We start from the raw sequence: 25179 nt of genomic DNA, 5'->3' as shown, positions 1-25179 counted from the left end.
CCTTATTTTTAAGGTTGTTAAACAACCTTGTTCATTTTTTTGAGGCGTACAGACAAAATAAAGTTATCAATTTTGATATGGCTTCTCCTGTTCCTTATGGCAGGAACAGGTTATTCACAATATTATGAAGTTTCTCGCTATGCGGATGATAATGGCTTACCCTCGAGAATTGTTAGGGGTGTATCTCAAGATTCCATGGGCTTCTTATGGGTAGCTGGTAATAATGGACTTTACAAATTTGATGGACAGAAATTTAGGCCTTATTATGCTTCTTTAAAAGATACTGCGGGACTTAGAGACAATAAGATCAATACTGTTTTGGCAGCTTCTAATGGTACTGTATGGATTGCTACTCCAAAAGGCCTTCATGTATTGGAGAATGATGTGATCAAATATGTTAAACTAACCGACAACTTATCCAATAGTAAGAACCATGTTGTAGGCCTATTTGAGGATAGTATCAAGAATATCTGGGTAAGTACGTATGATGGCCTTTTTGTTGTCGAAAGTGAAACGGGTCATATTTTAAATTTTTCAGAAAAAGAAAATACTGATGTTAAGGACAATACTTTTTGGAGTGTTACTGAAGACAGCAAAGGTAGAATCTGGGCCTGCAGATCCGGAAAACCTCCATTGCTTATTGAAAAAGGTACGTATCGCTTTAAGGAACTTTCTTTCCACTTGGCCAATTCGATCAAAGATAAGGACATCAATCCCCTTAAATATATGGAGTATAATGACTCTATTGTAATAATATCTTCGGGTATTGGTTTATTAAAGGCTTCTTATGATAACGATTCTACTCTTTCTGTAGCCAGATTCCATACCGAAAAAGGCTCGGAAGCAGCCGGAGATTATACCTATGGGGCTATTGTAGACAGTGATCAAAATATCTGGACGGCTACCTGGAAGAATCGTTTTAAGAAATATCGCATTGTTGAAGGGTCTCTTATAGAACAGGAAGTCATTAGCAGAAACGGGCTTTTGAATATGTCCGGACATGCTCGTAACGTTTATGAAGATTCACAAAAAAATATTTGGATATCTAATTCTAACGGCCTCTATAAACTAAGTGAAAACAAAGGGAAGATATTTACTTTTCCACCAAGTCATATAGAAAATTGCTTTGAAGACCTTTACAGTATTTACGGAATAGCGGAAGATAAAGGAGGATATCTTTGGATCACCACTCCCAGAGATTTGTATCGCTTTAAAAAGGAAGATCTTTTAACCAGAGATTGCCCTACGGCACCCCTTCGAATTAAAAATATACATTTTCAACGTGCACGGGACATTATGGTAGATACAGAAAATCGTCTATGGATCAGTGGTCCTGAAGGGATCAGTATCAGTCAGTTAGATGCTAATTACAATCCGGGTGAATTTTTTCATCTCACAGATGCCAATGGCTTACCTCATAAATGGTCTAATAGTGTACACCAAGCTGACGAAAACACTTTTTGGGTGGGTAATTATATTCGTTTGGTGAAAATAACCTTTCCGAACGGGGATCATTTACGTCCTGAGATCTCAACATATAATTCTAATAATGAGCGAGATGATGCTTTGGTCAATTCGTATACTCTGGACATTGAAGCCGATAAAAACGGAGCGATATGGATCGGGACGTTCTCAGGGTTGAGTAAATTGAATTCGGAAGAAGGAGAAGGCACTTTTACTAATTATACCAGTGTTTTTGGACAGTACGACCAATTGAGTAATAATGCCATCAAAAAAATATTTAAGGATAGTAAAGGACGACTATGGATTGGAACCCAAACCGGGTTGAACCTGTTTATGGAAGATACCAATAGTTTTCTGCAATTAGGCAGAGAAGAAGGGTTACCGTCCGAATATATTTTGGGGATAGAGGAAGATTCTTCCGGGAACCTTTGGGTAGCAACTACCAGAGGGCTTATGAAAGCTGTTTATAACGACTCAATGCAAACATTTGTTCATATTGAATATTATACAATGAGAGACGGCCTGGCAGATAATATTAGCAATTTGAGGGCTTTGTATATAGATGATGACGATACTATATTTGTTGGTAGTGCTAACGCTTTAAGCATTTTAGGCCCGTCTGAAACGACTATAGAGGCCCGGGCATTTAGATTATCGCTGACTACTGTTGAAAGCACACAGAAACAACGACAGGGTTTTGTTTCGGTAAACAATGCTATTAAGGATAATACGATCAAATTATCACATCATGAAAATTCAATTAAACTGAGCTATGCGGCATTAGATTTTACAGATCCTGTTTATAACCGTTATCGCCATAAATTCTTGCCGGTAAACGAAGACTGGATAGAAACAGGAAGTACTTCAGAGCTCACCTATTACAACCTTTCTCCCGGAGAGTATGAACTCATTTTGGATGGAAGTAATAATCAGGGAATATGGGCTCAAGACCCCATTCGATTGAAAGTGATCATTAAACCTCCTTTCTGGAAATCCAATCTGGCATTCTTACTATATTTTATTTTGGGTGGATTTCTTTTACGTTTTTTCTATATGACCAGAATACGCAAGCGTGAACGTGAATTGAAACAGGAAGCAAAACTTGAAAAAGCCCTGATACAGGAAAGAGAAGAGCTTCGAAAGGAGAACACAGCAGACTTTCATGATGAGTTAGGCTCTAAGGTGACTAAAATATCTTTGTTCTTAACCTTGGCAGAACGAAGTTTAAAAGAACGGAAAGACCCTTCGGAATGGTTTGCTAAGATCCGAAATAATATTAAGGACCTTTCAGGAGGATTCCGGGACTTGTTATGGGTGATAGATCCACAAAAGGATAGCTTAAGTGATGCGTTCCTTCGACTGAAAGATTTTGGAGAAGATCTCTTTAATCAAACAGAAGTAGATTTTAGAACTGCCGGATATGAAGTAAGTCAGATGCAACTACTGCTGGACCCACAAACTAAAAAACAAATAGTGATGATCTTTAAAGAGGCTATGAATAATTGTTTAAAATATGCAGATTGCAATACGGTAATTTTAAATATAACAGCTAATGAGCAATACTCAAATATCATGCTGAAGGACGATGGAAAAGGGTTTAATGTTGTAGAAAAGTCAAAAGGAAGAGGGCTAAAGAATATGTCAGACCGCGCCAAGAAAATAGGAGCAGAGATAGATATAACATCCTCACAGTTAGGAACCAGCATTGTATTGAAGCGAATACCCCATTCGGGTGATGATTACCACTTGGAAGCTATGTAACAAAATTATAAATGAACCGGGACAATATCCATATTGCTATTGTAGAAGATGATGAAGAGATTCGCCAAACATTAACATTGATTATTGACGGGTCACAGGGATTCTCTTGTAAATATGCTTTCCCTGATGGAGAGTCTGCCATTGCATCCATAACTAAGCTGCCAATAGATGTTGTTTTAATGGATATTGACCTTCCTGGAAAATCCGGAATTGAAGTTACCCGCGAATTAAAAAAGAAATGTCCGGATCTTGACTTTATAATGCTTACGGTACAAAGTGATGACGACTCCATCTTTGAATCCCTATGTGTAGGGGCTTCCGGTTACCTTCTGAAAGACACGAACCCGGCAGATTTATTGGTTCATATTAGGGAAGTTTACAAAGGAGGCTCACCTATGAGCAGTCAAATAGCACGTAGAATTATCAACTCGTTTCGTATCATTGAAAATCCCCTTTCAGAACGTGAGACCGAAGTACTAAAAATGCTAAGCAAAGGAATGAACTATAAAGAAGTTGCCGAAGAAATTTTCTTAAGTCCGCATACTGTAAAAACACACATCAAAAATATCTATTCCAAACTTCATGTAAACAATAGAGCAGAAGCAATATATAAGGCACTGAAGCAAAAATTAATCTAATTCCTACTTTTTATTTTTTCTAAATACCCCATATAAGCGATTGACCGAAGTGGCTGTTTGTCAGATATTTGGACATATTAATCTATAAATATCTCACAAATGAAAACAACTAAACTATTCAAGTTATTTACGGCATTTTGCATGATGTTTCTTGTATCCATGAGTTATGGGCAAGACGTTGGCGGAATCATAAAACGTAAAGTTAAAAAAAGAGCCAAAAAGCAAATAGAAAAAACTGTAGATCAGGGATTGGATGTAATTGAAGGAAAAAATCCTGATGTAATTGGAGATGGACCCTATGGGGAAGTTGTAGTAGTATCCCGTGATGCAACTGGAAATAATGCTCCTATTGCTAATTTCATTGATCCGGGAACTGCAATTTTTGTAGACGATTTCAATACCGAAAGGCCAACTGAATTTCCTTCTAAATGGACACAAATAAAGGGCGCACTTGAAACCAACCAGATTATTGTAGGAGGTGAAAAAGACGGAGTGATACAAACCATTTCCGGATCAACCGACCTAAAACCTTCCATTATAGGAGATAATTATTTAGGGAACTCCTTTAAGGTTGAAATGCAAGTATATTTTCATGAGAAAGGAAATGAAGCCTATTATGTAAATCTTAAAAATTCAAATGTTGTTCATGGAGCTCATAGTATTAGAATTAGCGGTGGTATTATGTGGAGTGGTTCTGATAATCTTTCACGAATGCCGGGAGGAAATCCTCAGCCTGGCTGGCATACACTTCAAATTTCTTTCAATAATGGGTATCTGAAAGGATATTTGGATGGGGTAATGCTTGTGAACGATCCAGATATAAGTAGATCGGGTGTTGAGAAGAAATCATTTACGCATTTAGAGGTGAATATTCTTTCACCATCAATAACAAGTACTCCGCCTCTTAAACAGATGATTACCTATTTTGCCATAGGAGGAAAGGGGCATACTTTGTATGACCGCCTAATAAATGAAGGCCGGTTGATCATGCACAATATTAATTTTGAAGTGAATTCTTATACACTTGCGCCTAATTCTTATGCTGTTTTGGATCAGTTAGTAACCATGCTTACAGAGCATCCGGAAGTAACACTTGTTATACATGGACATACCGATTCTGATGGCTCCAATAGTTTCAATCAGACACTTTCAGAGAACAGAGCCAGATCTGTGATGAAATATCTAACAAACAAAGGAGTTGAAGAGAGTAGATTAACCAGTGCCGGTTATGGTGAAGAAAAGCCCATTGCTATGGGTAACACAGAAGAAGCCAAAGCTAAGAACCGAAGAGTAGAATTTGTATTAAAAAAATAAACTAAGAAGAAAGGGGCTAAAACCTCTTTCTTTTTTTAAACGTAATCATTATGAAGACTCTAAGATTTAACTATATAAGTGTGGCTATTGTATTTTTATGCTTCTTTACTACGAATCAAGCATATACACAAAATTATCAATTCCCCAGCCAGGAAAGGGTTATAACCCTATTAGACCAGATAGACGACTGTAAAAATATCATAGCAGAAACCGAAGCACAAATAAAGACAATGGAAGCAAATCCGGAATCGTATACATTAGCGGAATATAACTCGGCAAAAAAACTCATAGGGAGAGCAAAAATCTGTATCTATGCAAATAGAGGTGAGCTTGAATCAATCCGAAAAGAATACCCGGGCTGGTTCAATCAACCAAGTGTTTCCATGCCATTAAGCAAAGGGGAAACAATCACTCCCAGAAAACTGGAACAAATATTGAGAGATATAGAGGCAAAAATTAAACTTGTATTATCAAGAATGGATGCTATCCCAAAATCTGATCATTAATCCTTGATGTTTTTTATTGTAATAGAACCTTTAGAATTAGGCTATTATATGCCATTTTTAAAATATAAATTGAAAAAACCACTGCGGGGAAAGAAATAAGAGTACCTTTGCACCTTAATTATTTAATTTTATACAATGCAAACAGGCACAGTAAAATTCTTCAATGATTCCAAAGGATTTGGTTTTATAACTGAAGATGACACAAACAAAGAACATTTTGTACACATTTCCGGATTGATCGATGAGATTCGTGAAGACGACAAAGTAGAATTTGAACTTAAAGAAGGTAAAAAAGGATTAAACGCAGTAAACGTAAGAGTACTATAATATAATTTTCTTTCACTTTTGAAACAAAAAGCCCATCGTAAGATGGGCTTTTTTTATTTAAAAAAGGTATGTTTTAACCCTTGTCATCCGGGAAGACAGTACTTTCATATGCTCCTGCATCGGATGGGTTTCCTCGGTTCGTTCCATTCAGGTCTATTGGGACCGGAGGAGTTGTAGGTGTTATTCCTAAATTTTCTGCTGCGGAAGAACCACTTTCAATATTGAAATTATTTAATGCAGTATCCTGGAAAACCGGGTCCATATTTCGGGATATAGTAGTATACAGGCTCGTATTGCTAAAATCGTAATTAGGGTCATCTACAAAGTCATTATTGGGGTCTTCAAAACGAATCAAACAGTTTGTGAAATTAAAATTAAATTGAGCGGATGTATCAGGTGATTCGAAAAGCCCTAACTCCCGTTGTTCATTTCCATAAATAATACAATTGTTAAAAGATGCATTTAAGTCTACCCCTTCCGTTTCACTTAAAAGATTATCTATCTGTACTGATGAGAATGAACGGAAGCTATTCGTCCAGTAATTAGCAAATGTGCAGTGATTAAAAGTGTAAGTTCCTCCTATAGAACATGCAATAGCAGATTGCCCGGCATTACTAATTACAACATTTTCACCATATATATTACCATTTCGGGCCAATAATCCAACATTTGAACTATTGTAGATTTGTACATTTTTTAAGGTAAGGGTACGGTCACCGTCATTACTGTCCATTAAGATACCAGCAACATTATTTTTGATGGTAGTATAACTAAACTCATTATTGGTACTTCCAGCTCTGAGCCAGATAGTACCCCATTGACCGGGAACTTCAGAGAAGCTTGGCTCTAAGCGGTCGCCTTCAAAAATAATTTCATTTTCCAACAGATCAGGGTCCGTACTTGGCAAGCCATTTGCTTTTATAGAGCCGGTATCTCTTACCAGAATACCGCTATTAGCATGAAAATGTACTCTTGCACCGGGTTCTACAGTAAGGGTTTTACCTGCATCAACGGCAGCATAACCATATATTACATAAGGCTTTTCATTTGTAAAGGTCAATTCGGTATCATCGAGAATAAAACCTTCAATTAAGATTTCATCGCCATTTTCATCTATACCAATACTAAGTGTTTCAAAAATACCGTTACCCAAATCTTCAGGAAACAGGAATACCGCATCTTTTACAAGAGTAACCAATTCTACTTTTTGTTCATTGCCTCCACTGTCAAAAAGGATCTGGTCGGTATATAAGAAGGCGTTGTCCGGATTTGGAGAATTAGTGATGTCTAAGGTAGTTTCTACAAAGATGAAGATGCTGTCCTTAGCTAAAACCTGAATATTCTCAAAAGTCTTTCCCGGAATTCCGTCTACGTTAAGCCGGTAATTTGAATCTTCACCATCTCCTAAACGTACCGTTGGAATATTAACGTCTTCATCGCTTCGGTTATAAACCTTTAAATTATAGGTGCTGGAGCCAATATTGGTAAATATGGTATCCAAATAGACAGTATCTCTTGAGAATTCGAGATTTCCGGTACTGGGGACACTTTCAAAATCGTTTCGACAGGAACTCCAAAAAACAAGACACGCTACTAGTGCCAATCCATATAAATACTTCATTCAGGTAAATTTTTGGTAAAAATATAACTTTTTATGAAGCATATTATTGTTAACACAAGAAGTTTTTATTAGGGAGTATAATTAACTTATTCATTCTCCAGTTTAAAACAATAACTAATGCTAATTATCTTGAAGTGTTTAATGGATTATCACTAATTTAGTGATAAAGAAAACATTATGAGTAAAACTGTAATAGCGCAGGAGACGTTGGGTTTGTACGATAAATTAATTGCAGAAAATTCTGAAATTGAAAGAAAAGGGAAAACTACTCCTTATACTTCTGTAAATGGACATATGTTTACTTTTCTATCGAAAACCGGAATCATGGGATTAAGACTCTCGGAAAGTGATAGAAGCACTTTTATTGAAAACTTTAACAGCCAATTAATGGAGCAACATGGTCGGTTAATGAAAGATATGTTGTGGTTCCGGATGACTTATTAAAAGATACAAAACAACTCTCGGAATACTTGCACAAAAGTTTTGATTATGTTTCTTCATTAAAACCAAAGCCTACAAAAAAATAGGTGCTGATATGAACATAGAAGTTATAACAAATATCTGCAACAATTTAAAAACTGTTACAAGTGATATAAAGTGGGAGGATGATTTATGTTTTAGCATAGGGGGTAAGATGTTTTTCGTAGTATCTCTTGAAAATATCCCAACAACAGCATCGTTTAAAGCCAGCGATAAGGATTTTGCCTTTTTAACTTCTCAAAACGGCTTTAAACCGGCTCCTTATTTAGGAAGGTATAAGTGGGTTCATATTGATGACATCAATAGATTGACCGAAAAAGAATGGACAATCCATATTGAAAAATCCTATTCTTTGATCGTTTCCAAATTGCCTAAAAAAGTGAGAGAATCATTAGAAGAAGAAAAAGGTTAATGCATTTTAAAGATCAGACTATTTTTCTACTATTTCAACTTTAAAGAGTTTGTCCCAGTTCTTTCCGGTAACGTAAATGATGTTTTCTTCTCCCTTGTAGGCAATACCGTTCAATACGTTCAACTTTTCATGCTGAGTTACCTCATCTTTTAACCCTTTAAAATTTATCACCCCTTCCACGGCACCTGTGGCAGGGTCTACAATCGCAACAGCATCTCTTTCGTAAATGTTGGCATAGATTTTCCCTTCTACCCATTCCAACTCGTTGACACTTTTAATTTTACTGGTATTGGTATAGATCTCTATATAGTTTTCTTCGGCAAGTGTTTGGGCATTGAGTGTCCATATCTTTTCGGTTCCATCACTTTTGTAAATTACATTGCCATTGTTACACAGTCCCCAACCTTCCAGGCTTTTTCCGTAGACAAAGGTTCCTTTTCTCTCAAGCGAGTTGAGGTCGTAAATAAACCCGGTTTTCTCTTTCCAGGTAAGCTGATAGATCTTATTGTTAAAAATGGTAAGCCCTTCTCCAAAATATTGATCGGCTAAAGGGATTTTTTGCAGAACCTCTCCGTTTGTATAATTGGTCTTGCGTAAAGATGATGATTTGTATTGCCCGGTGCTTTCATATAAAGTATCGTTTGCAAATTCCAGTCCTTGTGTATATGCTTCTATATCGTGCGGATACGTCTCGAGTATCTTATAAGTGTATAATTTTGGCTTTACGGAAGCGACAAGAGTAAGCTCTTTCGAAATAGAATAGGTAGTGCCGTCAGCCATAATTGAAGCTGTTAGCTTTCTTTTTCCAACCTTTTTGTTTGAAAGGTTTATAGATGTCTCTTTGTTTTCGTTATCAACAGTTATATTTTCATCATCGATCGCATAGGAGACAGATTCAATATTTTTATTCTTCTTGTTTTTGATTGAAACCAGTATAGATTCGGAATTGTTATATACTTTTTTTCCATTCTTAATATCTATGGAAAAAAGGTCTTTATGGCTTTCGGTATTACTTCCGCAACCGGCAACAAAAAGGACTAATGCAGTAACTATTACTATGTTATAAATTTTCATGGATTCTTTTCAAATTTCCGGCAAGATATTTATTATAATCTAGAACTAAAAATCATTGTGAAATCTACAAATTGCCGTATATTTGCATCGGCAAGTCCTACACAACCAGCTCCTGTTGAATCCCCCAGGGCGGGAACGCAGCAAGGGTATACGGTCGTAGCGGTGTGATGTAGGTAGCTTGCCATTTTTTGTGCACTAAATTCTGGTTTTACTATCATTTTCTTATCACAATTTGGAAAAGTAATACCGTAACCGCATCTTTGTCTATCGCAATCAAAAACTATGTCTAAAGTTGTCTTAATTACAGGAGGGTCTTCAGGGATTGGAAAAGCCATTGGTGAATACCTTACTGAAAAAGGCCTGGTGGTCTACGGAACCAGTCGCTATCCCGAAAGACATATGGACACCTGTAAGTTTTCTTTACTGAAAATGGATGTGATCCTACCTGAATCTGTTGCTGAAGCTGTTTCGGAGATCATTACAAAAGAAGGTAGAATAGATGTGGTCATAAACAATGCTGGCGTCGGAATTACAGGCCCAATTGAAGAAACGCCCAATCCTGAAATTAAAAAAGCTTTTGATACTAACCTATACGGCCCTATCAATGTAATGAAAACTGTATTGCCATACATGCGGGAGCAAGGAGGTGGCCATATTTTAAATATAACCTCCATTGCCGGTTATATGGGATTACCTTATCGTGGGGTCTATAGTGCGACGAAAGCTGCTTTAGGTATCATTACCGAGGCTTTTAGAATGGAAACTCTTCAATTTGGTATACAAATGACCAACATAGCTCCGGGTGATTTTGCCACCAATATTGCTGCCGGGCGTTACCATGCACCTGTGTTGGAAGATTCGCCTTATAAAGATGCATATGGTAATACACTTGCTATGATGAATGACCATGTAGATCATGGCGAAGACCCAAAAAAAATGGCAAAAGTTGTATACCGGATCATTAAAACAAAAAACCCACGCATTTACTATAAGGTGGGGGCGTTTCTGCAAAAAATATCGATTGTTCTAAAAAGAGTCTTGCCGGATAAGGCATATGAAAGAATGCTTATGAATCACTACAAATTAAAGTAGGTTATTAACAGCTTTTATTTGGAAACTTTTTCAAACAAAGGTTTCAAAGAGATTCAATCTTACGTACTTTTGCCAAAACAAAAAACGAAAACCTCATTGTATGAAATTCTTTATTGATACCGCAAACTTAGATCAAATACGTGAAGCACAGAACTTAGGTGTGCTGGACGGTGTAACTACAAATCCTTCATTAATGGCGAAAGAAGGGATTACCGGGCGTAACAATATTTTGAAGCATTACGTGGACATCTGTAACATTGTAGATGGAGATGTTTCCGCTGAAGTGATTGCTACTGATTTTGAAGGTATTATTAAAGAAGGTGAAGAACTTGCCGAATTGCATGAACAGATTGTTGTAAAAGTACCTATGATTAAAGAAGGGATAAAGGCGATCAAATATTTTACGGATCATGGAATTCGTACTAATTGTACATTGGTTTTCTCAGCCGGACAGGCTTTATTAGCTGCAAAAGCAGGAGCTACCTATGTTTCACCTTTTATTGGGAGGTTGGATGATATATCTACAGATGGCCTGAACCTTATTGCAGAAATCCGCTTGATCTATGATAATTACGGCTATGACACACAGATTCTTGCTGCTTCGGTACGTCATACAATGCATGTTTTGGAATGTGCAAAGATCGGGTCAGATGTAATGACAGGGCCTTTATCTTCTATAGAAGGATTATTGAAACACCCTTTAACCGATATCGGTCTGGAAAAGTTTTTGGCAGATTACAAAAAGGGAAATTAATTTAAATAACCAAGTAACATTTTTTCTAAGGACTTACTAAAAAGATTGGTGTTGCTTTCCAGAATAATTCCATTTTCATCCAAAATGATCGATTTGTTCATCGAGTTGATAACAAGTACCTTTTCAGCCTTATCAATATCTTCAAACTGAAATTCATGCTGATGGCTGTATCCTGAATTTTTAACAGTATGCAACCACTTTTTAAAATGTGTATCTGTATTAATACCTATAAAATCGTACTCGGGGTATTTTGCTTTTAGTTCTGAAGCTTTAGAATGAATATCTTTATAATGTTTTATAGATTGTGAAGACCAAAAATAAAGTACAGTAGGGCGGTTTATAACAGACCTAAGATCTTTTACAGTATTATCTGTCGACAATAAAAAGACATTGGGAATCGGATTTCCGGGTTTAAGCTTAGCTGTTGCCGAAGATAATTTTAAAATTTCCTTATGGTGTGCTTTATTGGTGCTTCCTTTTTCAAATAAAGATATAATCTTTTTATCCTTTTCCATATCCTTACTGTACAACAGGTAACGTACCGTAGCAGTTTTGAGTAAGCTGTTTTTAAGAGAATCGCAAGTTACCAGACTGTCTATCATTTTAATTTTGTGATAATTGTGATGATACGAACTTCGCCCAAATTCTTCTGTACCCTTGTATTGTTGATATGCCAGATTATCAAAATGATACCTCAAGAAACGATAATACGGATAGTAAGAACGTAGCTGTACATTACCGTAATCTACATTTTCCCGAAAAGCATAAAATTCTTGAGGAATCTCATACGATTCACCAGATTCTCTCCTAAGCTCGTTTGCAGAAATATATAATTCTTTTTTGAGATAAAAATTATAATCTATGGATGCCTGAACAATTTTTTTGAAGTCTTCAGATGGTTTGTTATCAAATACAAATTCATCATAAATCTTTCTTCTTATATCTGCTAAAGAGTCTAACTTCTTTTCAAATACCTCCGGTCGTGCATAATAGATACGTGGCATAAAAGCTTTTTCTTCAGCTTCGTTAAGCAAAAACAACTCCATTAAAAAATTGTTGTTTTCAGCCCCCTTCCCTGTATACGATAAGGATTCGTCAAAATCAACAGTATTTACACGAAGCATTAAACTATCCCCGGGTTCAACAAAGAAAATCTGATATTCGAAATGCTGAAATGAATAAAGTCCGGTAGGCATATTTTTAGACTCGTATAAAAAGAAATTATTACGATCTAATTTCACAGTATCCATAATGCAATTGTCTTTTGAGATAATTACAAAATCTGTTTTTGGATTAACAATTTCACCTCCGATCCAGACAGTATCAGAGTTTTGAGAATCGTTGCTATTACAAGATACGATTACCAGTAAACAAATCAGAAAAAGAAGTTTTCTAAACAAAAAACAGTAATATTTGAAGTTTAACAAAAATAACCCACTGTTTCAGGTCATTTTGTTAATTCTGCGTTAAAAGGAATTTTAAAACGTTAATGTTTCTTCGGTAGCAGTTTATTAGCTACTTTTGCGGCGAATTTAAAAATGTAATACAAAGAAAATGCTATCAGTTTCTAATCTTTCGGTTCAATTTGGTAAACGTGTATTATTTGACGAAGTAAATACAAAGTTTGTTCAAGGCAATTGCTACGGAATTATAGGTGCTAATGGTGCCGGAAAATCAACTTTTTTAAAAATACTCTCAGGGAAGCAAGATCCAACTTCTGGTCAGGTACATTTGGAGACCGGTAAACGCATGTCTGTTTTAGAACAGGATCATAACGCATATGATGTACATACGGTTTTGGAAACTGTAATACGCGGTAACAAAGAATTGTTTGCCATCAAGTCTGAAATAGATAAACTTTATGAAGATTATACCGATGCAAATGCCGAAAAGATTGGTGAACTACAGGTTATTTTTGAAGAAATGAATGGTTGGAATGCTGATAGTGATGCAGCTGCTTTACTTTCCAATTTGGGGATCAATGAAAGCCTGCATTATAGCATAATGAGTGATTTGGATGGAAAACAAAAAGTTCGTGTACTATTGGCACAAGCTTTGTTTGGAAATCCGGATGTATTAATTATGGATGAGCCTACTAACGATCTGGATTACGAAACCATCAACTGGTTAGAGAATTTTTTAGCAAATTATGATAATTGTGTCATAGTTGTTTCGCATGACCGTCACTTTCTGGATGCAGTTTGTACACACATTAGTGACATTGATTTTGGTAAAATAAATCACTATAGCGGAAACTATACATTCTGGTATGAGAGCAGTCAATTAGCTGCCCGTCAACGTGCACAGCAGAACAAGAAAGCAGAAGACAAGAAAAAAGAACTTGAGGAGTTCATTAGAAGATTTTCTGCAAATGTTGCTAAATCCAAACAGGCCACCAGTAGAAAGAAAATGATCGACAAGCTTAATGTTTCAGATATTAAACCCTCAAGCAGACGTTATCCTGCAATAATTTTTGAGCGCGAACGTGAAGCGGGAGACCAGATCCTGAATATTGAAAACCTTTCTGCATCATTAGAAGGGGAAACTCTATTTAAAAATATAGATGTCAATCTTGCAAAAGGAGATAAAGTTGTTCTTTATTCAAAGGATTCCAGAGCTACAACGGCTTTTTATGAAATTATTAATGGCAAGGATAAGGCAACTTCTGGAAACTATCAATGGGGAGTTACTACAAATCAAAGTTATTTACCCCTGGATAACAGTTCCTTTTTTGAGAATACAATGTCACTGGTAGATTGGCTGCGTCAATGGGCTAAAACCGAGGAAGAGCGTGAAGAAGTTTTTATTCGCGGATTTTTAGGGAAAATGTTATTTAGTGGTGAAGAAGCTTTAAAAAAATCCAATGTTCTTTCAGGAGGTGAAAAAGTACGCTGTATGCTAAGCCGGATGATGATGATACGTGCCAATGTGGTAATGCTCGATGAGCCAACAAACCACCTGGATTTGGAGTCTATTACAGCATTTAACAATTCACTTAAGAATTTTAAGGGTACTGTATTATTGACTACACATGACCACGAGTTTGCGCAGACAGTTGGGAATCGTGTAATTGAAATAACTCCAAATGGTGTAATTGACCGTTATATGACCTTTGATGAATATATGAATGACAAAAAAGTAAAAGAACTACGTGAAAAAATGTATTCGGTAGGGGTGTAATCATTTATTTTAATTCTAATTTGAAAAATCTTTTAAATATTTGAACACTTTTCACGTTTAGGTATCGTATTTGCTTACTTTTAAGCTATAAATAAAAAGATATGCGACTTAAAACTACTTTTTTTCTACTTGTATTTTCGCTTTTAGTGACCTCTGTCTCGGCTCAAAAATATACCAATTCAAAAGATGTTGAGGTATCTAAAAAGTACAATGGGACTACATTTACTTCTACTAAAACCCTTGATGAGAATATACAAAATGCAAGTCAGTTTAGTTATTTGACTGCTAACAAAGTTAAACCGGAACTATTTGAAAGTATATTAGATGGGTCTAAAATGTATACAGTGTTTTTGCCTTCCAATGATGCTTTTAACGATTTACCGGAAAAATCCAGAGAAGCGTTACTTGCAAACAAATTTCAATTACAGAATGTTTTAAAATATCATATCATTCAAGGTCGTTTAGATAGTTATTCTCTTAAAAAAACCATTGAAAAGAATGGAGGAATAGCCCAATTCAAAACATTACAGGGAGAAAAATTGAATATCAAAGAAGTAAATGGGCAGTTAATTATATTTGATGCAGAAAATAATACTGCTACTATTTCTGCTGTAGACTTTTATCACAAAAACGGATTCGTTCATATGGTGGACGGGCTTGTTTTTTCTTCTTCAAACTAAAAAATTATATAAAAAATATAACTTTTTTTTCTTAACAGGGTAAATTACGTCTTTTCAACTTATTGAAAATAAGCACTTTGTATTTAGCTTGAATTTATAAAAAGTTAAAATCGCATCCCCATTCCGAACAATGATCTTGGTCATAATAACTAGATATTTCGACGCTTAAATTTGCGCTGTCATTTTAAATAAATAGTAATATGAGAAAATTAATGTTAGGAGTATTTTTACTCTTTGGAATGTTTCAGTTATCAGCGCAAGAAAATGCAGATACCAATAAAGATAGTAAATGGCAAGCCAGATTGCGTGTTATTACGGTAATCCCTGATGAAAGCGCTACCATTGAAGCTATAGGTGGTGATGTAAGTATCTCTACTTCGGTTGTACCGGAATTAGATTTTACATACTTTTTTACTGAGAATTGGGCAGCAGAATTGATTCTTGGTACCACAAAGCATGATGTAGAAGCCGTAAAAACTGCTGCAGGTGATATAGACTTAGGTCATGTTTGGTTATTACCACCTACACTAACAACTCAATACCATTTTACCGGAGGTGATTTTAAACCTTATATTGGTGCAGGTGTAAATTATACTTTTTTCTATGGTGTAGATGAAGGACCTACAGCAGATGATGTTGAATATGATAATGCTTTTGGATTTGCAGTACAGGCAGGAGCAGATTATGCCATAAACGATATCTGGTTTGTGAATATAGATGTAAAGAAATTATTTTTACAAACAGATGCTACTGTAAATGCGACTACAGCCCTTGGAGCGACTGTTGGTGCAGATGTAGACATTAATCCATTAGTAATTGGAGTTGGTGTAGGGATGAAGTTTTAAAACATGTCATTCCGAATGAAATGAGGAATCCCTCCACAAAAAGATTCTTCGCTACGCTCTGAATGATACTTCTAACTCTTCATTTCAAGCCTTCAACAAAAAAACAGCCGCTTTTAAAAGCGGCTGTTTTTTTGTGAAATTTACTTTTCTATCGCAAGCTAGCTCCAAAATCTTTTTCAAATCGCTGCTGCAGTTTGTTCATGATCTTATCTATTTGCTTATCAGTAAGTGTTTTTTTCTCATCCTGAAGTGTAAAACTTAAGGCATATGATTTTTTCCCTTTAGGAAGTTTTTTTCCGGTATACACATCAAATAATGTAACTTCTTTCAATAGGTGGCGTTCTGTTTGTATGGCAGCATCTCTCAAGCTGTCAAACGTTACCGAATCATCTAACAATAAGGCGAAATCACGTTTTACCTGAGGAAATTTTGGTATGGGCTGTACTCTAAAATTATACGATGGGATTTCTTCCAGTATAACATCCCAATTAAAATCTGCATACAGTGCTTCACTTTCAACATCAAAAGCTTTCGCGATCTTTTTCTTTACAACACCAAAATCTACAAGTGTTTTCTTCTTTTTAGAAAAAGAAAGCCCTTCTAGAAAAATATCGCTTTTTACAGTTTTTTCACTATACTCTGAAATTCCTAAGCGTTCGAGAATTGAAGTAATGATCCCTTTTAAATAAAAGAAATTACTTTTCTCGGGAAGTCTGGTCCAAGTTTCTCCTAATTTATCACCGGCAATAATAATAGCTAAGTGCTTTTTTTCAGATCGGCCATCCGGGTAATTATGATAGGTCTTTCCAAATTCAAACAACTTGATATTGTTAAGCTTTCTATTGTTGTTGTATATTAATGCCTCCATAGCACCAAATAACATAGATTGCCGCAACACAGATAGATCCTGACTTAAGGGATTTAACATTTCAATATTGTGCTCTTCCTTCAGTAAATCAATTAAATCATTGTATTTAGGTGATGTCAAAGAGTTGCATAGCATTTCATGGAACCCCAAGGCAATAAGCTGTCCCGCTATTTTATTTTGAATTTGATAATCTTCTATGGGAAGCGTAGCAGCTATTGATGCATTTAATTTTTCGGTAAAATTAATTTTGTTGTAACCATAAACACGAAGAATTTCTTCAATAACGTCAACTTCCCTTGTTACATCGTTCCGGTAGGCAGGAATAGTCATTCCAATACCACTTTCGGTAACGTTATTTACTTTGATCTCCAAAGAAGTAAGAATACTCTTTATGGTTTCTCGGGGAATTTCTTCTCCTATTAGTTTGGTAGCGTTGTCAAAGTTCAGCACCACCTGATGATCTTCGATTTTTTTTGGATAAATATCTGTAATATCACTTGTAATTTCTCCACCGGCAATTTCAGTGATCAAAATGGCTGCACGCATTAAGGCATATTCAGTTATATTAGGATCAATCCCCCTTTCAAACCGGAAAGAAGCATCGGTATTTAATCCGTGCCGTTTTGCAGTCTTCCGGATATTTACAGGATTAAAATAGGCACTTTCCAAAAAGATACTGGTCGTGGTTTCAGTTACTCCACTATTGATTCCACCAAAAACTCCGGCAATACACATTGGCTTTGCTGAATCACATATCATTAGGTCTTCTTCATGTAATTCACGCTCTACGCCATCAAGGGTGATAAATTTTGTGCCGGTAGGCAATGTTCTTACATTAACTTCGCTTCCATTGATTTTTGCAGCATCAAAGGCATGCAGAGGTTGTCCCAATTCGTGTAAAACATAATTGGTTGCGTCTACAATGTTATTGATAGGCACCAGGCCAATAGCTTTTAATCTGTTTTGTAACCAGCCAGGAGATTCTTTTACTTCCAAACCGGCTATTGTTAAACCGCAATAGCGGGGAGCCAATTCAGAATCAGCAACGTTTACATCTATTTTAAGGGTGCGATTTTCAACTTGAAAGCTACTGGTAGAAGGAGTAATAAGTTCTAATAAGACTTCTTGTTGTAACAATCCGGCCCTCAGGTCTCTTGCAACACCCCAATGGCTCATGGCATCTGCACGGTTTGGAGTGAGGCCTATCTCAAAAATCTGGTCGTTCTCAATATCGAAAATTTCAGAAGCTAATGTCCCGGTCTTTAGTTTACTATCCAGCACCATAATTCCATCATGACTTTTACCTAAGCCTAATTCATCTTCGGCACAGATCATACCTTCACTTACTTCACCACGAATCTTCCCCTTTTTTATTTTCCACGGTTTTCCTTCGGCATCATATAATGTAGTTCCAATTGTCGCTACAGGCACTTTTTGCCCTTTTGCAACATTGGGAGCACCACAAACAATTTTTACTGGGTCACCCGTTCCAATATCTACTGAAGTGACCTTCAATCGGTCCGCATTTGGATGTTGTTCACATTCGAGGACCTTTCCAACAACAACCCCTTGTAATCCACCCGGAACAGAAGTAAAACTTTCGATCCCTTCAATCTCCAAACCTAAATTAGTTAATAATTCACCTGTTTTTTCTGCGTTCCAGTCAAGGTTAATAAATTGTTTCAGCCAGTTGTATGAAATCTTCATTCAGATAATAATTTATGGGTACAAAGATAAAATATTGCACATACCATTCAAATATTGAATCATAATTCGTAGATTTAAAATTCTATTTATTAAAACGTTTATTTTATGAAAAATGTAATTAAATTTTGTACCATAATATTTATATTGGCATTTACTTCTTCTTGTCGGGATACAAATAAAGAAGAAGAGGCTGAAACGAATGCTGTTATAGAAAAAATTGAAGCAGTTGAAGCTGAAGCCGAAGAGATTTCAGAAAAAATTGATACAGAAGTAGAAGAACTTGAAGAATCATTAAAAGAATTAGATAGCATATAAACCACACATATTATGAAAAACATGAAATACATTTTACTAGCAATTGCAATATTAGTTAGTGCAGGAAGCTACACCACTTTTGCACAGGATAAATCGGGTAAAGTTGATGCCGACATGAAAGAGAAACAAGAGCAACTTCAGAAGCAGAAAGATAAGGGTGAAAAGGTTATAAATAAAGATAAAGAAAAGGAGAAAAAGAAACGTGAAAACAAAAAAAAGCAAACAATAAGCGATGCTAATAAAAAAGCTTCTTCTGTAAATAAAGAGGGGCGGGAAGAGTCTGCAAAAAAATTAAAAGACGCAGAAACGAAAAAAATGAGAGCTGAAGAAGAAAAAGAAAAAATGGAGAAGGCTAAGAAGCAGAAGAGTAATGCTTATGGAAAGGAAAAAGGAAAACTTAGTGGCAAAGAGTTTGGAAAAGCCAGAGCTGCGGATGCCAAGGCCAAAATCGATAAAAAGGCATCAGAACTGGCAACTCACCAAGATCGCATCAGCAGTGCACGAAAAAGAGTTACCGCTGCTAAAGAAAAGCTTGAAGCTGCGAAGGCGGATAACTCTCTTTCAGATGAAGAAATAAAGAACAAGGAAGAAAAAATTGCACGAGTAGAAGCAAATATTGCAAAATTAGAAGCTACAATAAACAAGGCAAAAGAAAAAACGGCAATGCAAAAGCAAGAACTTAGTAGTATGTACGACCAAAACTAAATAGTTAACAAGAAATAATTAATAGGCGTTAATTATATAGCGCCTATTTTTTTGCCATATTTTTACCTTATTAATTACCAAGTTTATGCAAATCTTCAAAAAAAAGCACCTGTTATATTTTCTACTAACAATCTTGTTTGTTGCCTGTAATAAAGAAGTCAAAACTCCTAATGCTGGTACGTGGCAAGTGATTTTAGATTTGGGTAAAGGAAAAGAACTTCCTTTTTTAATGCATTACAATGAAGACAACAGTATTGTTATCTTCAACGCAGAGGAACAAATTGAAATTAGGGATGTGACATTAAATAAGGATTCCATTACCATAAAACATCCTGTTTTTGAGGGTGTTTTAAAAGGAGTTTTTACAGAAGATATGATCTATGGAGATTATATAAAACCAAGTTTAAACAGGGTGGTTCCATTTAAAATGAAATATGGAGAATCTATACGTTTTGATGCAAAAGAAGAAGCAAATCAAGAGGTAACCGGAAATTGGGAAACTGTCTTTAGTCCGAATATTGAAGAAGACCGTTACATTGCTAAAGGTATTTTTAAACAAATTGGAGATAAGGTTACCGGAACCTTTCGTACTACTACAGGGGATTACCGCTATTTGGATGGAGTAGTGGATGGCGATTCCTTAAAGCTCTCAACATTTGACGGTGCACATGCTTTTTTATTTGAAGCTGAAGTGAATGATAGCATAATGAATGGTTTCTTTTACAGTGGGAACCATTGGAAAGAACCTTTTACGGCAAAGCGAAATGAAGCTTATGAATTACCTAAGGCCGACTCACTTACCTTTTTAAAAGAAGGATATAAAAAAATTGAATTTTCTTTTCCGGATACCAATGGGAATATGGTTTCATTGGAAGACAAACGTTTTCAAAATAAAGTAGTGATCGTACAGATTATGGGAACATGGTGCCCTAATTGTTTGGATGAAACCAAATATTACACAAAATATTATAATGAAAACAAAAATGAAGATCTGGAAATCGTAGCACTTGCCTTTGAATATGCTAAAACCGAAGAAAAGGCAATTGAAGCCATTAATAAATTGAAAAGATCGGTTGAAGTTCCATATCCTATTCTGCTGGCACAAGTTGGGTCCAGTAGTAAACAAAAAGCAAATGAAAAGCTACCAATGCTCAACCATGTGTTATCCTACCCAACGAGTATCTTTATTGACAAAACAGGTACAGTTCGTAAAATACATACTGGATTTAATGGTCCGGCAACAGGTGAAAAATACAGGGAATTTGTTACAGAATTTGAACAATTTGCCCTGAAACTTACTGAAGAAGAATAAATTAACAGTTCAGGCCTTTAATTTAACAGCCTAATAACACAGGCCACTTTTATTTGTCTATACTTTTAAGGGAATAATCTAAACTCAAAAGTATCATGGCAAATTTTTTTACATATATGGTGCTCGTTATAGGAGCGATCTTCACGACTACTTTTTCGGCAAATTCGCAAATAAATGCCCCTCGGGCCAGTCAGATGGCTACTGTTTCTCAAACTATTGGAATTTCAACAATATCCATCGAGTATTCTCGGCCCAGTGTTCAGGGAAGAGAGATCTACGGGACACCCATTGTCCATTATGGATACCAGAACTTAGGTTTTGGAACATCAACTGCTGCACCCTGGAGAGCGGGTGCCAATGAAAATACTAAGATCACACTTTCTCATGACATGAAGGTAAATGGAAGAGAAATTAAAGCAGGAACATATGGCCTTCATATAGCAGTGCAAGAAGACAATACGGCAACGATCATATTTTCTAAAAACACTACCTCTTGGGGCAGTTTTTTCTATGATGATGCAGAAGATGCACTAAGAATAGACGTAGAGACTATTGCGGTTCCCGATACCGAGCTATTGACCTTTAACTTTGATGAAGTATCTACAGATAAAGCACGTATACTATTATCTTGGGAAAAACGAGGATTCCCTTTTACAGTAGAGGTTCCGGTAACAGAATTGGTTATGGCAGATATACGTAATAGTCTACGGGATCAGCCGGGGTTTAACATTCAGACCTGGCAGCAAGCAGCAAACTTTGCACTTAATAATGGAGGTGATTTGGATGAAGCGCTAAGTTGGATTGATACTGCTATTGCCGGAAATTTCTTTAGTAAAAAAACATTTGCAAACTTGATGATCAAGTCTGCGATACTTGCCAAAATGGAAAAACAAAATGAAGCACTCACCTTAATGGATGAAAATTTAGATTTAGGTAGTATTTTTGAAGTACATCAATATGGACGTCAGTTAATCACTATGGGGCTGAAGGACAAAGCCATGGAAATTTTTGAGTACAATGCTAACAAAAATAAAGATACTTGGCCGGTACATTATGGACTTGCTCGTGCTTATTCTGCGAAAGGGGATTATAAGAAGGCGTTAAAACATTTGGAAAAAGCACATGCAAATGCACCTAATGGGGCAAGTAAAGGTCGGGTGGCTGCAAATATTGAAAAATTAAAGAAAAAAGAGGATATAAACTAAGGAAATTAAATTTAACGATCATATACTAAGAGCCTTTCTAAATGTAAGGCTCTTTTTTTACAAATTAAATTACAAAAACTCAAGAAAAGCACCATAGCTCTAAAAATGATACTTAAAAATGAGTAAATAGTTTTTTTCTCCGGATGCAAATCCAATATCTATGTGCCCTTCCTGATAAGGCGTGGTGTATAGATATGTACTTCCTATGCCAATTACGGCTCCACCCAAAACATCCCAAATATCATGAAATCCATCCGGGCCTTCCATTCGGCTAACACCAACGATACCTGCCAGGGTATAGGCAATCCATCCATATTTCCATCCATATCTTTTTTGTATGAATGAAGCCCCGGAAAAAGCAGATGAAGTATGTCCGCTTGGGAAAGAATCATAACGATTACGACCTTCAGGCCTTTTACTTTTGATTAAATGTTTTAAGGAATAAGTGATCGCCAGAGTAGTACCATAGGATAGTGCCAATTGTTTTGTGCCTTCATAGTCTTTTTCCAATAGACTTACAATTCCTGCTGTAAGTGGTATTCCAATTTGCAAAACATCTCCGGTGCCTTCCAGGGCATATTCCCACCCTTCATGCGTACCATCTAAACCACCTTGTGCTAAAAAAGGCTGAGACAAAAAAACAAATAGCAAAGTAAGGACGTATAGAGGTTTCATAAATGGTTAGTTTAGTGCTCTAATTTTCTATACAATAGACATTAACATACTCTATATAACGAAAAAAGTGTTAAATCCTTATGGGGCAAATAGATTTTCATTCTACTATGAAATATAATTCCATATATTTTTATACTTGGCTAATTGGGTGAAAGTATTTTTAATGGGAAGATTTTCTGCTTTTGAGAGTGTAGGATCACTTTTTAGCAGTTGTGTTGCATAACTACGAGCTATTTTTAGGATCTCCGTATCTTTTACAATATCTGCAATGCGTAGGTTGAGCACACCACTTTGTTGGGTACCCATGATGTCTCCGGGACCGCGAAGCTTCAGGTCAACTTCGCTTATTTCAAAACCATCATTCGTCCGAACCATTGTTTCCAGACGCGTACGGGCATCGGTGGAGAGCTTATAGCTTGTCATTAGTATACAGTAGCTTTGTTCTGCACCACGGCCCACACGTCCACGTAATTGATGTAGTTGTGATAATCCGAAACGTTCTGCACTCTCAATTACCATAACACTGGCGTTTGGAACATCTACACCTACTTCAATAACAGTTGTCGCTACCATGATCTGAGTTTCGCCTTTTGCAAAACGGTTCATTTCAAAATCTTTATCGGCTGGTTTCATTTTTCCATGGACAATGGATACCTGATATTTTGGTAAGGGAAACTCACGAACAATACTCTCATAACCATCCATCAGATCTTTGTAATCCAACACTTCACTTTCCTGTATTAAAGGATATACAATATAGACTTGTCTGCCCTTTGAAATTTCATCTTTTAAAAACCGGAAAACCTTCAATCTGTTTGTGTCAAAACGGTGTACGGTTTTGATGTCTTTTCGACCCGGAGGCAATTCATCAATTACACTAATATCAAGGTCACCGTAAACACTCATTGCAAGGGTGCGGGGGATAGGTGTAGCAGTCATCACAAGTACATGTGGCGGGTACTCATTTTTGTGCCATAATTTACTTCGTTGAGCAACTCCAAATCGATGCTGTTCATCAATAATTGCAAGCCCTAAATTTTTAAATTTCACCTTGTCTTCGAGCAATGCATGAGTGCCAATTAAGATGTCTAAAGCCCCGTTTTCGAGGTTTTCGTGAATTTCTCTCCTTTTTGAAGTTTTAGTTGAACCTGTAAGTATTTCTATGCTGGTATTCAATTCATTACATAGTTTAACTAATCCATTATAGTGTTGGACTGACAAAATTTCAGTCGGAGCCATTAAACAGGTCTGAAAACCGTTGTCAAGTGCTATTAACATTGATAGTAACGCCACTATCGTCTTACCGGAACCTACATCTCCCTGCAATAAACGGTTCATCTGAGCTTTACTACCCAGATCGTTTCTAATTTCTTTGATCACACGTTTCTGTGCATTGGTCAATTGGAAGGGTAAATGTTCTTTATAAAAGGTGTTAAAATACGCCCCTACTTTCTCGAATGGATACCCCTTTATTTTTGCTTTATGAATTAAATTTTTTCGAATCAATTGTAACTGAATAAAAAATAATTCTTCAAATTTCAGACGGTATTGAGCCCTTGCTAAAAGAGCCTGATTTTTTGGAAAATGGATATTAAAAAGCGCTTCATTTTTAGAGAGCAATTTTAACTGTTCCAAAAACGGTTTTGAGAGGCTCTCAGCAAAGCCATTTTTTGCTTCCAAAAACAGTTGTTGCATTAACCCATTTACGACCCTGTTTGTGATCCCGCTATTGGATAATTTTTCAGTGGAAGGATACACCGGTTGCATAGCGGAACGAATACTTTTTTCATGGGTCTCGAGCAATTCCATTTCGGGATGTGGCATTGAAAAGACACCATTATACCAATTTGTCTTTCCAAATATCACATAAGGAACATTGATCTTTAAATTTTCCTTGATCCATTTATGTCCTCTGAACCATACCAGCTCCATTTTTCCTGTTTCATCGGTAAAAGTTGCTACCAATCGTTTTCCACGTTTTTGTTGTACAGTTTTAAGATGTGTGATCTTACCAGTGACCTGTACTTCGGCATTGGTTTTCTGTAATTGTCCGATCTTATAATATTGAGTACGATCGAGGTACCTATTAGGGAATAGGTTCAATAGATCTTGAAATGTATGTATTCCAAGCTCCTTTTTAAGCAAATCAGCCCGGTTGGGACCTACGCCTTTTAAATAATCAATAGGAGTTTGCAGGAAATTGACATTCATAAAACGAATTTAACAAATCCCTATTAAGTGAAG

The 25179-nt window shown here is 36.2% G+C and carries 21 protein-coding genes, 1 other RNA gene and 1 pseudogene; 17 read left to right on the top strand and 6 right to left on the bottom strand.

The annotated features are described in order from the left end of the window. The first annotated feature begins 72 nt into the window (after window positions 1–72). The 5 genes from ACY2RT_RS13170 to ACY2RT_RS13150 all read left to right on the top strand — a co-directional run bounded on the left by ACY2RT_RS13170 (window position 73) and on the right by ACY2RT_RS13150 (window position 6010). Entirely contained in the window at window positions 73–3225 is a 3153-nt protein-coding gene (locus ACY2RT_RS13170; RefSeq protein WP_490156384.1) for a ligand-binding sensor domain-containing protein, read from the top strand. Window positions 3226–3236: 11 nt separating this feature from the next. Next, window positions 3237–3863: a response regulator transcription factor gene (locus ACY2RT_RS13165; protein ID WP_490156383.1), complete on the top strand. Its 627-nt coding sequence runs from the start codon at window positions 3237–3239 to the stop codon at window positions 3861–3863. A 99-nt stretch (window positions 3864–3962) separates the two neighbouring features. Beyond that, window positions 3963–5177: an OmpA family protein gene (locus tag ACY2RT_RS13160; RefSeq protein WP_490156382.1), complete on the top strand. Its 1215-nt coding sequence runs from the start codon at window positions 3963–3965 to the stop codon at window positions 5175–5177. A 50-nt stretch (window positions 5178–5227) separates the two neighbouring features. Continuing rightward, on the top strand, window positions 5228–5683 hold the full coding sequence (locus ACY2RT_RS13155) for a hypothetical protein (RefSeq protein ID WP_490156381.1): 456 nt from the start codon (window positions 5228–5230) through the stop codon (window positions 5681–5683). Window positions 5684–5818: 135 nt separating this feature from the next. Then, a complete protein-coding gene (locus ACY2RT_RS13150; RefSeq protein ID WP_100804256.1) occupies window positions 5819–6010 on the top strand; it encodes a cold-shock protein in 192 nt (63 codons plus the stop codon). Between the two features lie 73 nt (window positions 6011–6083). Here the strand turns inward: ACY2RT_RS13150 and ACY2RT_RS13145 are convergent, their stop codons facing one another. Continuing rightward, window positions 6084–7631, bottom strand: a complete 1548-nt coding sequence (locus ACY2RT_RS13145; RefSeq protein WP_490156380.1) for a hypothetical protein — start codon at window positions 7629–7631, stop codon at window positions 6084–6086. Window positions 7632–7808: 177 nt separating this feature from the next. Between ACY2RT_RS13145 and ACY2RT_RS13140 the strand changes: the two genes are divergently transcribed. Further along, window positions 7809–8075, top strand: coding sequence for a hypothetical protein (locus tag ACY2RT_RS13140; protein WP_490156379.1), 267 nt, complete (start codon window positions 7809–7811; stop codon window positions 8073–8075). Window positions 8076–8166: 91 nt separating this feature from the next. Next, window positions 8167–8523 (top strand): MmcQ/YjbR family DNA-binding protein, encoded by a 357-nt coding sequence (locus ACY2RT_RS13135; protein ID WP_490156378.1) that lies wholly within the window; start codon window positions 8167–8169, stop codon window positions 8521–8523. A gap of 18 nt (window positions 8524–8541) precedes the next feature. Here the strand turns inward: ACY2RT_RS13135 and ACY2RT_RS13130 are convergent. After that, window positions 8542–9291, bottom strand: a pseudogene (locus tag ACY2RT_RS13130) (glutaminyl-peptide cyclotransferase); the annotation flags it as partial. A gap of 394 nt (window positions 9292–9685) precedes the next feature. On the opposite strand from ACY2RT_RS13130, the gene ffs reads away from it, so the two are divergent. The 3 genes from ffs to fsa all read left to right on the top strand — a co-directional run bounded on the left by ffs (window position 9686) and on the right by fsa (window position 11443). Next, an RNA gene (ffs, locus tag ACY2RT_RS13125) (signal recognition particle sRNA small type) lies at window positions 9686–9784 on the top strand. A 95-nt stretch (window positions 9785–9879) separates the two neighbouring features. Beyond that, the gene (locus ACY2RT_RS13120; protein WP_490156377.1) at window positions 9880–10689 is read left to right on the top strand and encodes an SDR family oxidoreductase; all 810 of its coding nucleotides are present in this window, start codon (window positions 9880–9882) and stop codon (window positions 10687–10689) included. Window positions 10690–10789: 100 nt separating this feature from the next. Continuing rightward, window positions 10790–11443: a fructose-6-phosphate aldolase gene (gene fsa, locus ACY2RT_RS13115; RefSeq protein ID WP_490156376.1), complete on the top strand. Its 654-nt coding sequence runs from the start codon at window positions 10790–10792 to the stop codon at window positions 11441–11443. Here fsa and ACY2RT_RS13110 read toward each other — a convergent pair. Beyond that, entirely contained in the window at window positions 11440–12843 is a 1404-nt protein-coding gene (locus tag ACY2RT_RS13110) for a TlpA family protein disulfide reductase (protein WP_490156375.1), read from the bottom strand. The two genes, fsa and ACY2RT_RS13110, sit on opposite strands and share 4 nt — an antisense overlap. Window positions 12844–12997: 154 nt before the next feature. Here ACY2RT_RS13110 and ACY2RT_RS13105 point away from each other — a divergent pair, with 154 nt between their 5' ends. The 3 genes from ACY2RT_RS13105 (at window position 12998) to ACY2RT_RS13095 (ending at window position 16148) form a co-directional block, all read left to right on the top strand. Then, the gene (locus tag ACY2RT_RS13105) at window positions 12998–14623 is read left to right on the top strand and encodes an ABC-F family ATP-binding cassette domain-containing protein (RefSeq protein ID WP_490156374.1); all 1626 of its coding nucleotides are present in this window, start codon (window positions 12998–13000) and stop codon (window positions 14621–14623) included. Between the two features lie 101 nt (window positions 14624–14724). Next, a complete protein-coding gene (locus tag ACY2RT_RS13100; RefSeq protein WP_490156373.1) occupies window positions 14725–15303 on the top strand; it encodes a fasciclin domain-containing protein in 579 nt (192 codons plus the stop codon). 200 nt (window positions 15304–15503) lie between these two features. After that, window positions 15504–16148: an OmpW/AlkL family protein gene (locus tag ACY2RT_RS13095; RefSeq protein WP_490156372.1), complete on the top strand. Its 645-nt coding sequence runs from the start codon at window positions 15504–15506 to the stop codon at window positions 16146–16148. A 148-nt stretch (window positions 16149–16296) separates the two neighbouring features. Here the strand turns inward: ACY2RT_RS13095 and pheT are convergent, their stop codons facing one another. Continuing rightward, window positions 16297–18723 (bottom strand): phenylalanine--tRNA ligase subunit beta, encoded by a 2427-nt coding sequence (gene pheT, locus ACY2RT_RS13090; RefSeq protein WP_490156371.1) that lies wholly within the window; start codon window positions 18721–18723, stop codon window positions 16297–16299. A 105-nt stretch (window positions 18724–18828) separates the two neighbouring features. Between pheT and ACY2RT_RS13085 the strand changes: the two genes are divergently transcribed. From ACY2RT_RS13085 to ACY2RT_RS13070, 4 genes are all read left to right on the top strand, one after another. Further along, window positions 18829–19038 carry a hypothetical protein gene (locus ACY2RT_RS13085; protein ID WP_490156370.1) on the top strand — a complete coding sequence of 70 codons (210 nt, stop codon included), beginning with the start codon at window positions 18829–18831 and terminating at the stop codon, window positions 19036–19038. 12 nt (window positions 19039–19050) lie between these two features. Continuing rightward, window positions 19051–19743: a hypothetical protein gene (locus ACY2RT_RS13080; protein ID WP_490156369.1), complete on the top strand. Its 693-nt coding sequence runs from the start codon at window positions 19051–19053 to the stop codon at window positions 19741–19743. Window positions 19744–19828: 85 nt separating this feature from the next. Further along, window positions 19829–21055: a peroxiredoxin family protein gene (locus ACY2RT_RS13075; RefSeq protein ID WP_490156368.1), complete on the top strand. Its 1227-nt coding sequence runs from the start codon at window positions 19829–19831 to the stop codon at window positions 21053–21055. A 95-nt stretch (window positions 21056–21150) separates the two neighbouring features. Further along, window positions 21151–22260, top strand: coding sequence for a DUF2911 domain-containing protein (locus tag ACY2RT_RS13070; RefSeq protein WP_490156367.1), 1110 nt, complete (start codon window positions 21151–21153; stop codon window positions 22258–22260). 99 nt (window positions 22261–22359) lie between these two features. Here ACY2RT_RS13070 and ACY2RT_RS13065 read toward each other — a convergent pair whose 3' ends face one another. Further along, window positions 22360–22935: a phosphatase PAP2 family protein gene (locus tag ACY2RT_RS13065; protein ID WP_490156366.1), complete on the bottom strand. Its 576-nt coding sequence runs from the start codon at window positions 22933–22935 to the stop codon at window positions 22360–22362. 105 nt (window positions 22936–23040) lie between these two features. Beyond that, the gene (recG, locus tag ACY2RT_RS13060) at window positions 23041–25146 is read right to left on the bottom strand and encodes an ATP-dependent DNA helicase RecG (RefSeq protein WP_490156365.1); all 2106 of its coding nucleotides are present in this window, start codon (window positions 25144–25146) and stop codon (window positions 23041–23043) included. Between the last annotated feature and the right edge of the window lie 33 nt (window positions 25147–25179).

Source organism: Ulvibacter sp. 2210JD10-4 (genome assembly GCF_058148525.1).
The sequence above is the reverse complement of the archived record's forward strand: the minus strand, read 5'-3'. Positions and strand labels throughout refer to the sequence as shown.

Bases quoted from the DNA above. Each gene is read 5' to 3' on its own strand.
- ACY2RT_RS13165 (WP_490156383.1), top strand. From the start codon at position 3,237: ATGAACCGGGACAATATCCATATTGCTATTGTAGAAGATGATGAAGAG.
- ACY2RT_RS13160 (WP_490156382.1), top strand. From the start codon at position 3,963: ATGAAAACAACTAAACTATTCAAGTTATTTACGGCATTTTGCATGATG.
- ACY2RT_RS13155 (WP_490156381.1), top strand. From the start codon at position 5,228: ATGAAGACTCTAAGATTTAACTATATAAGTGTGGCTATTGTATTTTTA.
- ACY2RT_RS13150 (WP_100804256.1), top strand. From the start codon at position 5,819: ATGCAAACAGGCACAGTAAAATTCTTCAATGATTCCAAAGGATTTGGT.
- ACY2RT_RS13145 (WP_490156380.1), bottom strand. From the start codon at position 7,631: ATGAAGTATTTATATGGATTGGCACTAGTAGCGTGTCTTGTTTTTTGG.
- ACY2RT_RS13140 (WP_490156379.1), top strand. From the start codon at position 7,809: ATGAGTAAAACTGTAATAGCGCAGGAGACGTTGGGTTTGTACGATAAA.
- ACY2RT_RS13135 (WP_490156378.1), top strand. From the start codon at position 8,167: ATGAACATAGAAGTTATAACAAATATCTGCAACAATTTAAAAACTGTT.
- ACY2RT_RS13120 (WP_490156377.1), top strand. From the start codon at position 9,880: ATGTCTAAAGTTGTCTTAATTACAGGAGGGTCTTCAGGGATTGGAAAA.
- fsa (WP_490156376.1), top strand. From the start codon at position 10,790: ATGAAATTCTTTATTGATACCGCAAACTTAGATCAAATACGTGAAGCA.
- ACY2RT_RS13105 (WP_490156374.1), top strand. From the start codon at position 12,998: ATGCTATCAGTTTCTAATCTTTCGGTTCAATTTGGTAAACGTGTATTA.
- ACY2RT_RS13100 (WP_490156373.1), top strand. From the start codon at position 14,725: ATGCGACTTAAAACTACTTTTTTTCTACTTGTATTTTCGCTTTTAGTG.
- ACY2RT_RS13095 (WP_490156372.1), top strand. From the start codon at position 15,504: ATGAGAAAATTAATGTTAGGAGTATTTTTACTCTTTGGAATGTTTCAG.
- pheT (WP_490156371.1), bottom strand. From the start codon at position 18,723: ATGAAGATTTCATACAACTGGCTGAAACAATTTATTAACCTTGACTGG.
- ACY2RT_RS13085 (WP_490156370.1), top strand. From the start codon at position 18,829: ATGAAAAATGTAATTAAATTTTGTACCATAATATTTATATTGGCATTT.
- ACY2RT_RS13080 (WP_490156369.1), top strand. From the start codon at position 19,051: ATGAAAAACATGAAATACATTTTACTAGCAATTGCAATATTAGTTAGT.
- ACY2RT_RS13075 (WP_490156368.1), top strand. From the start codon at position 19,829: ATGCAAATCTTCAAAAAAAAGCACCTGTTATATTTTCTACTAACAATC.
- ACY2RT_RS13070 (WP_490156367.1), top strand. From the start codon at position 21,151: ATGGCAAATTTTTTTACATATATGGTGCTCGTTATAGGAGCGATCTTC.
- ACY2RT_RS13065 (WP_490156366.1), bottom strand. From the start codon at position 22,935: ATGAAACCTCTATACGTCCTTACTTTGCTATTTGTTTTTTTGTCTCAG.
- recG (WP_490156365.1), bottom strand. From the start codon at position 25,146: ATGAATGTCAATTTCCTGCAAACTCCTATTGATTATTTAAAAGGCGTA.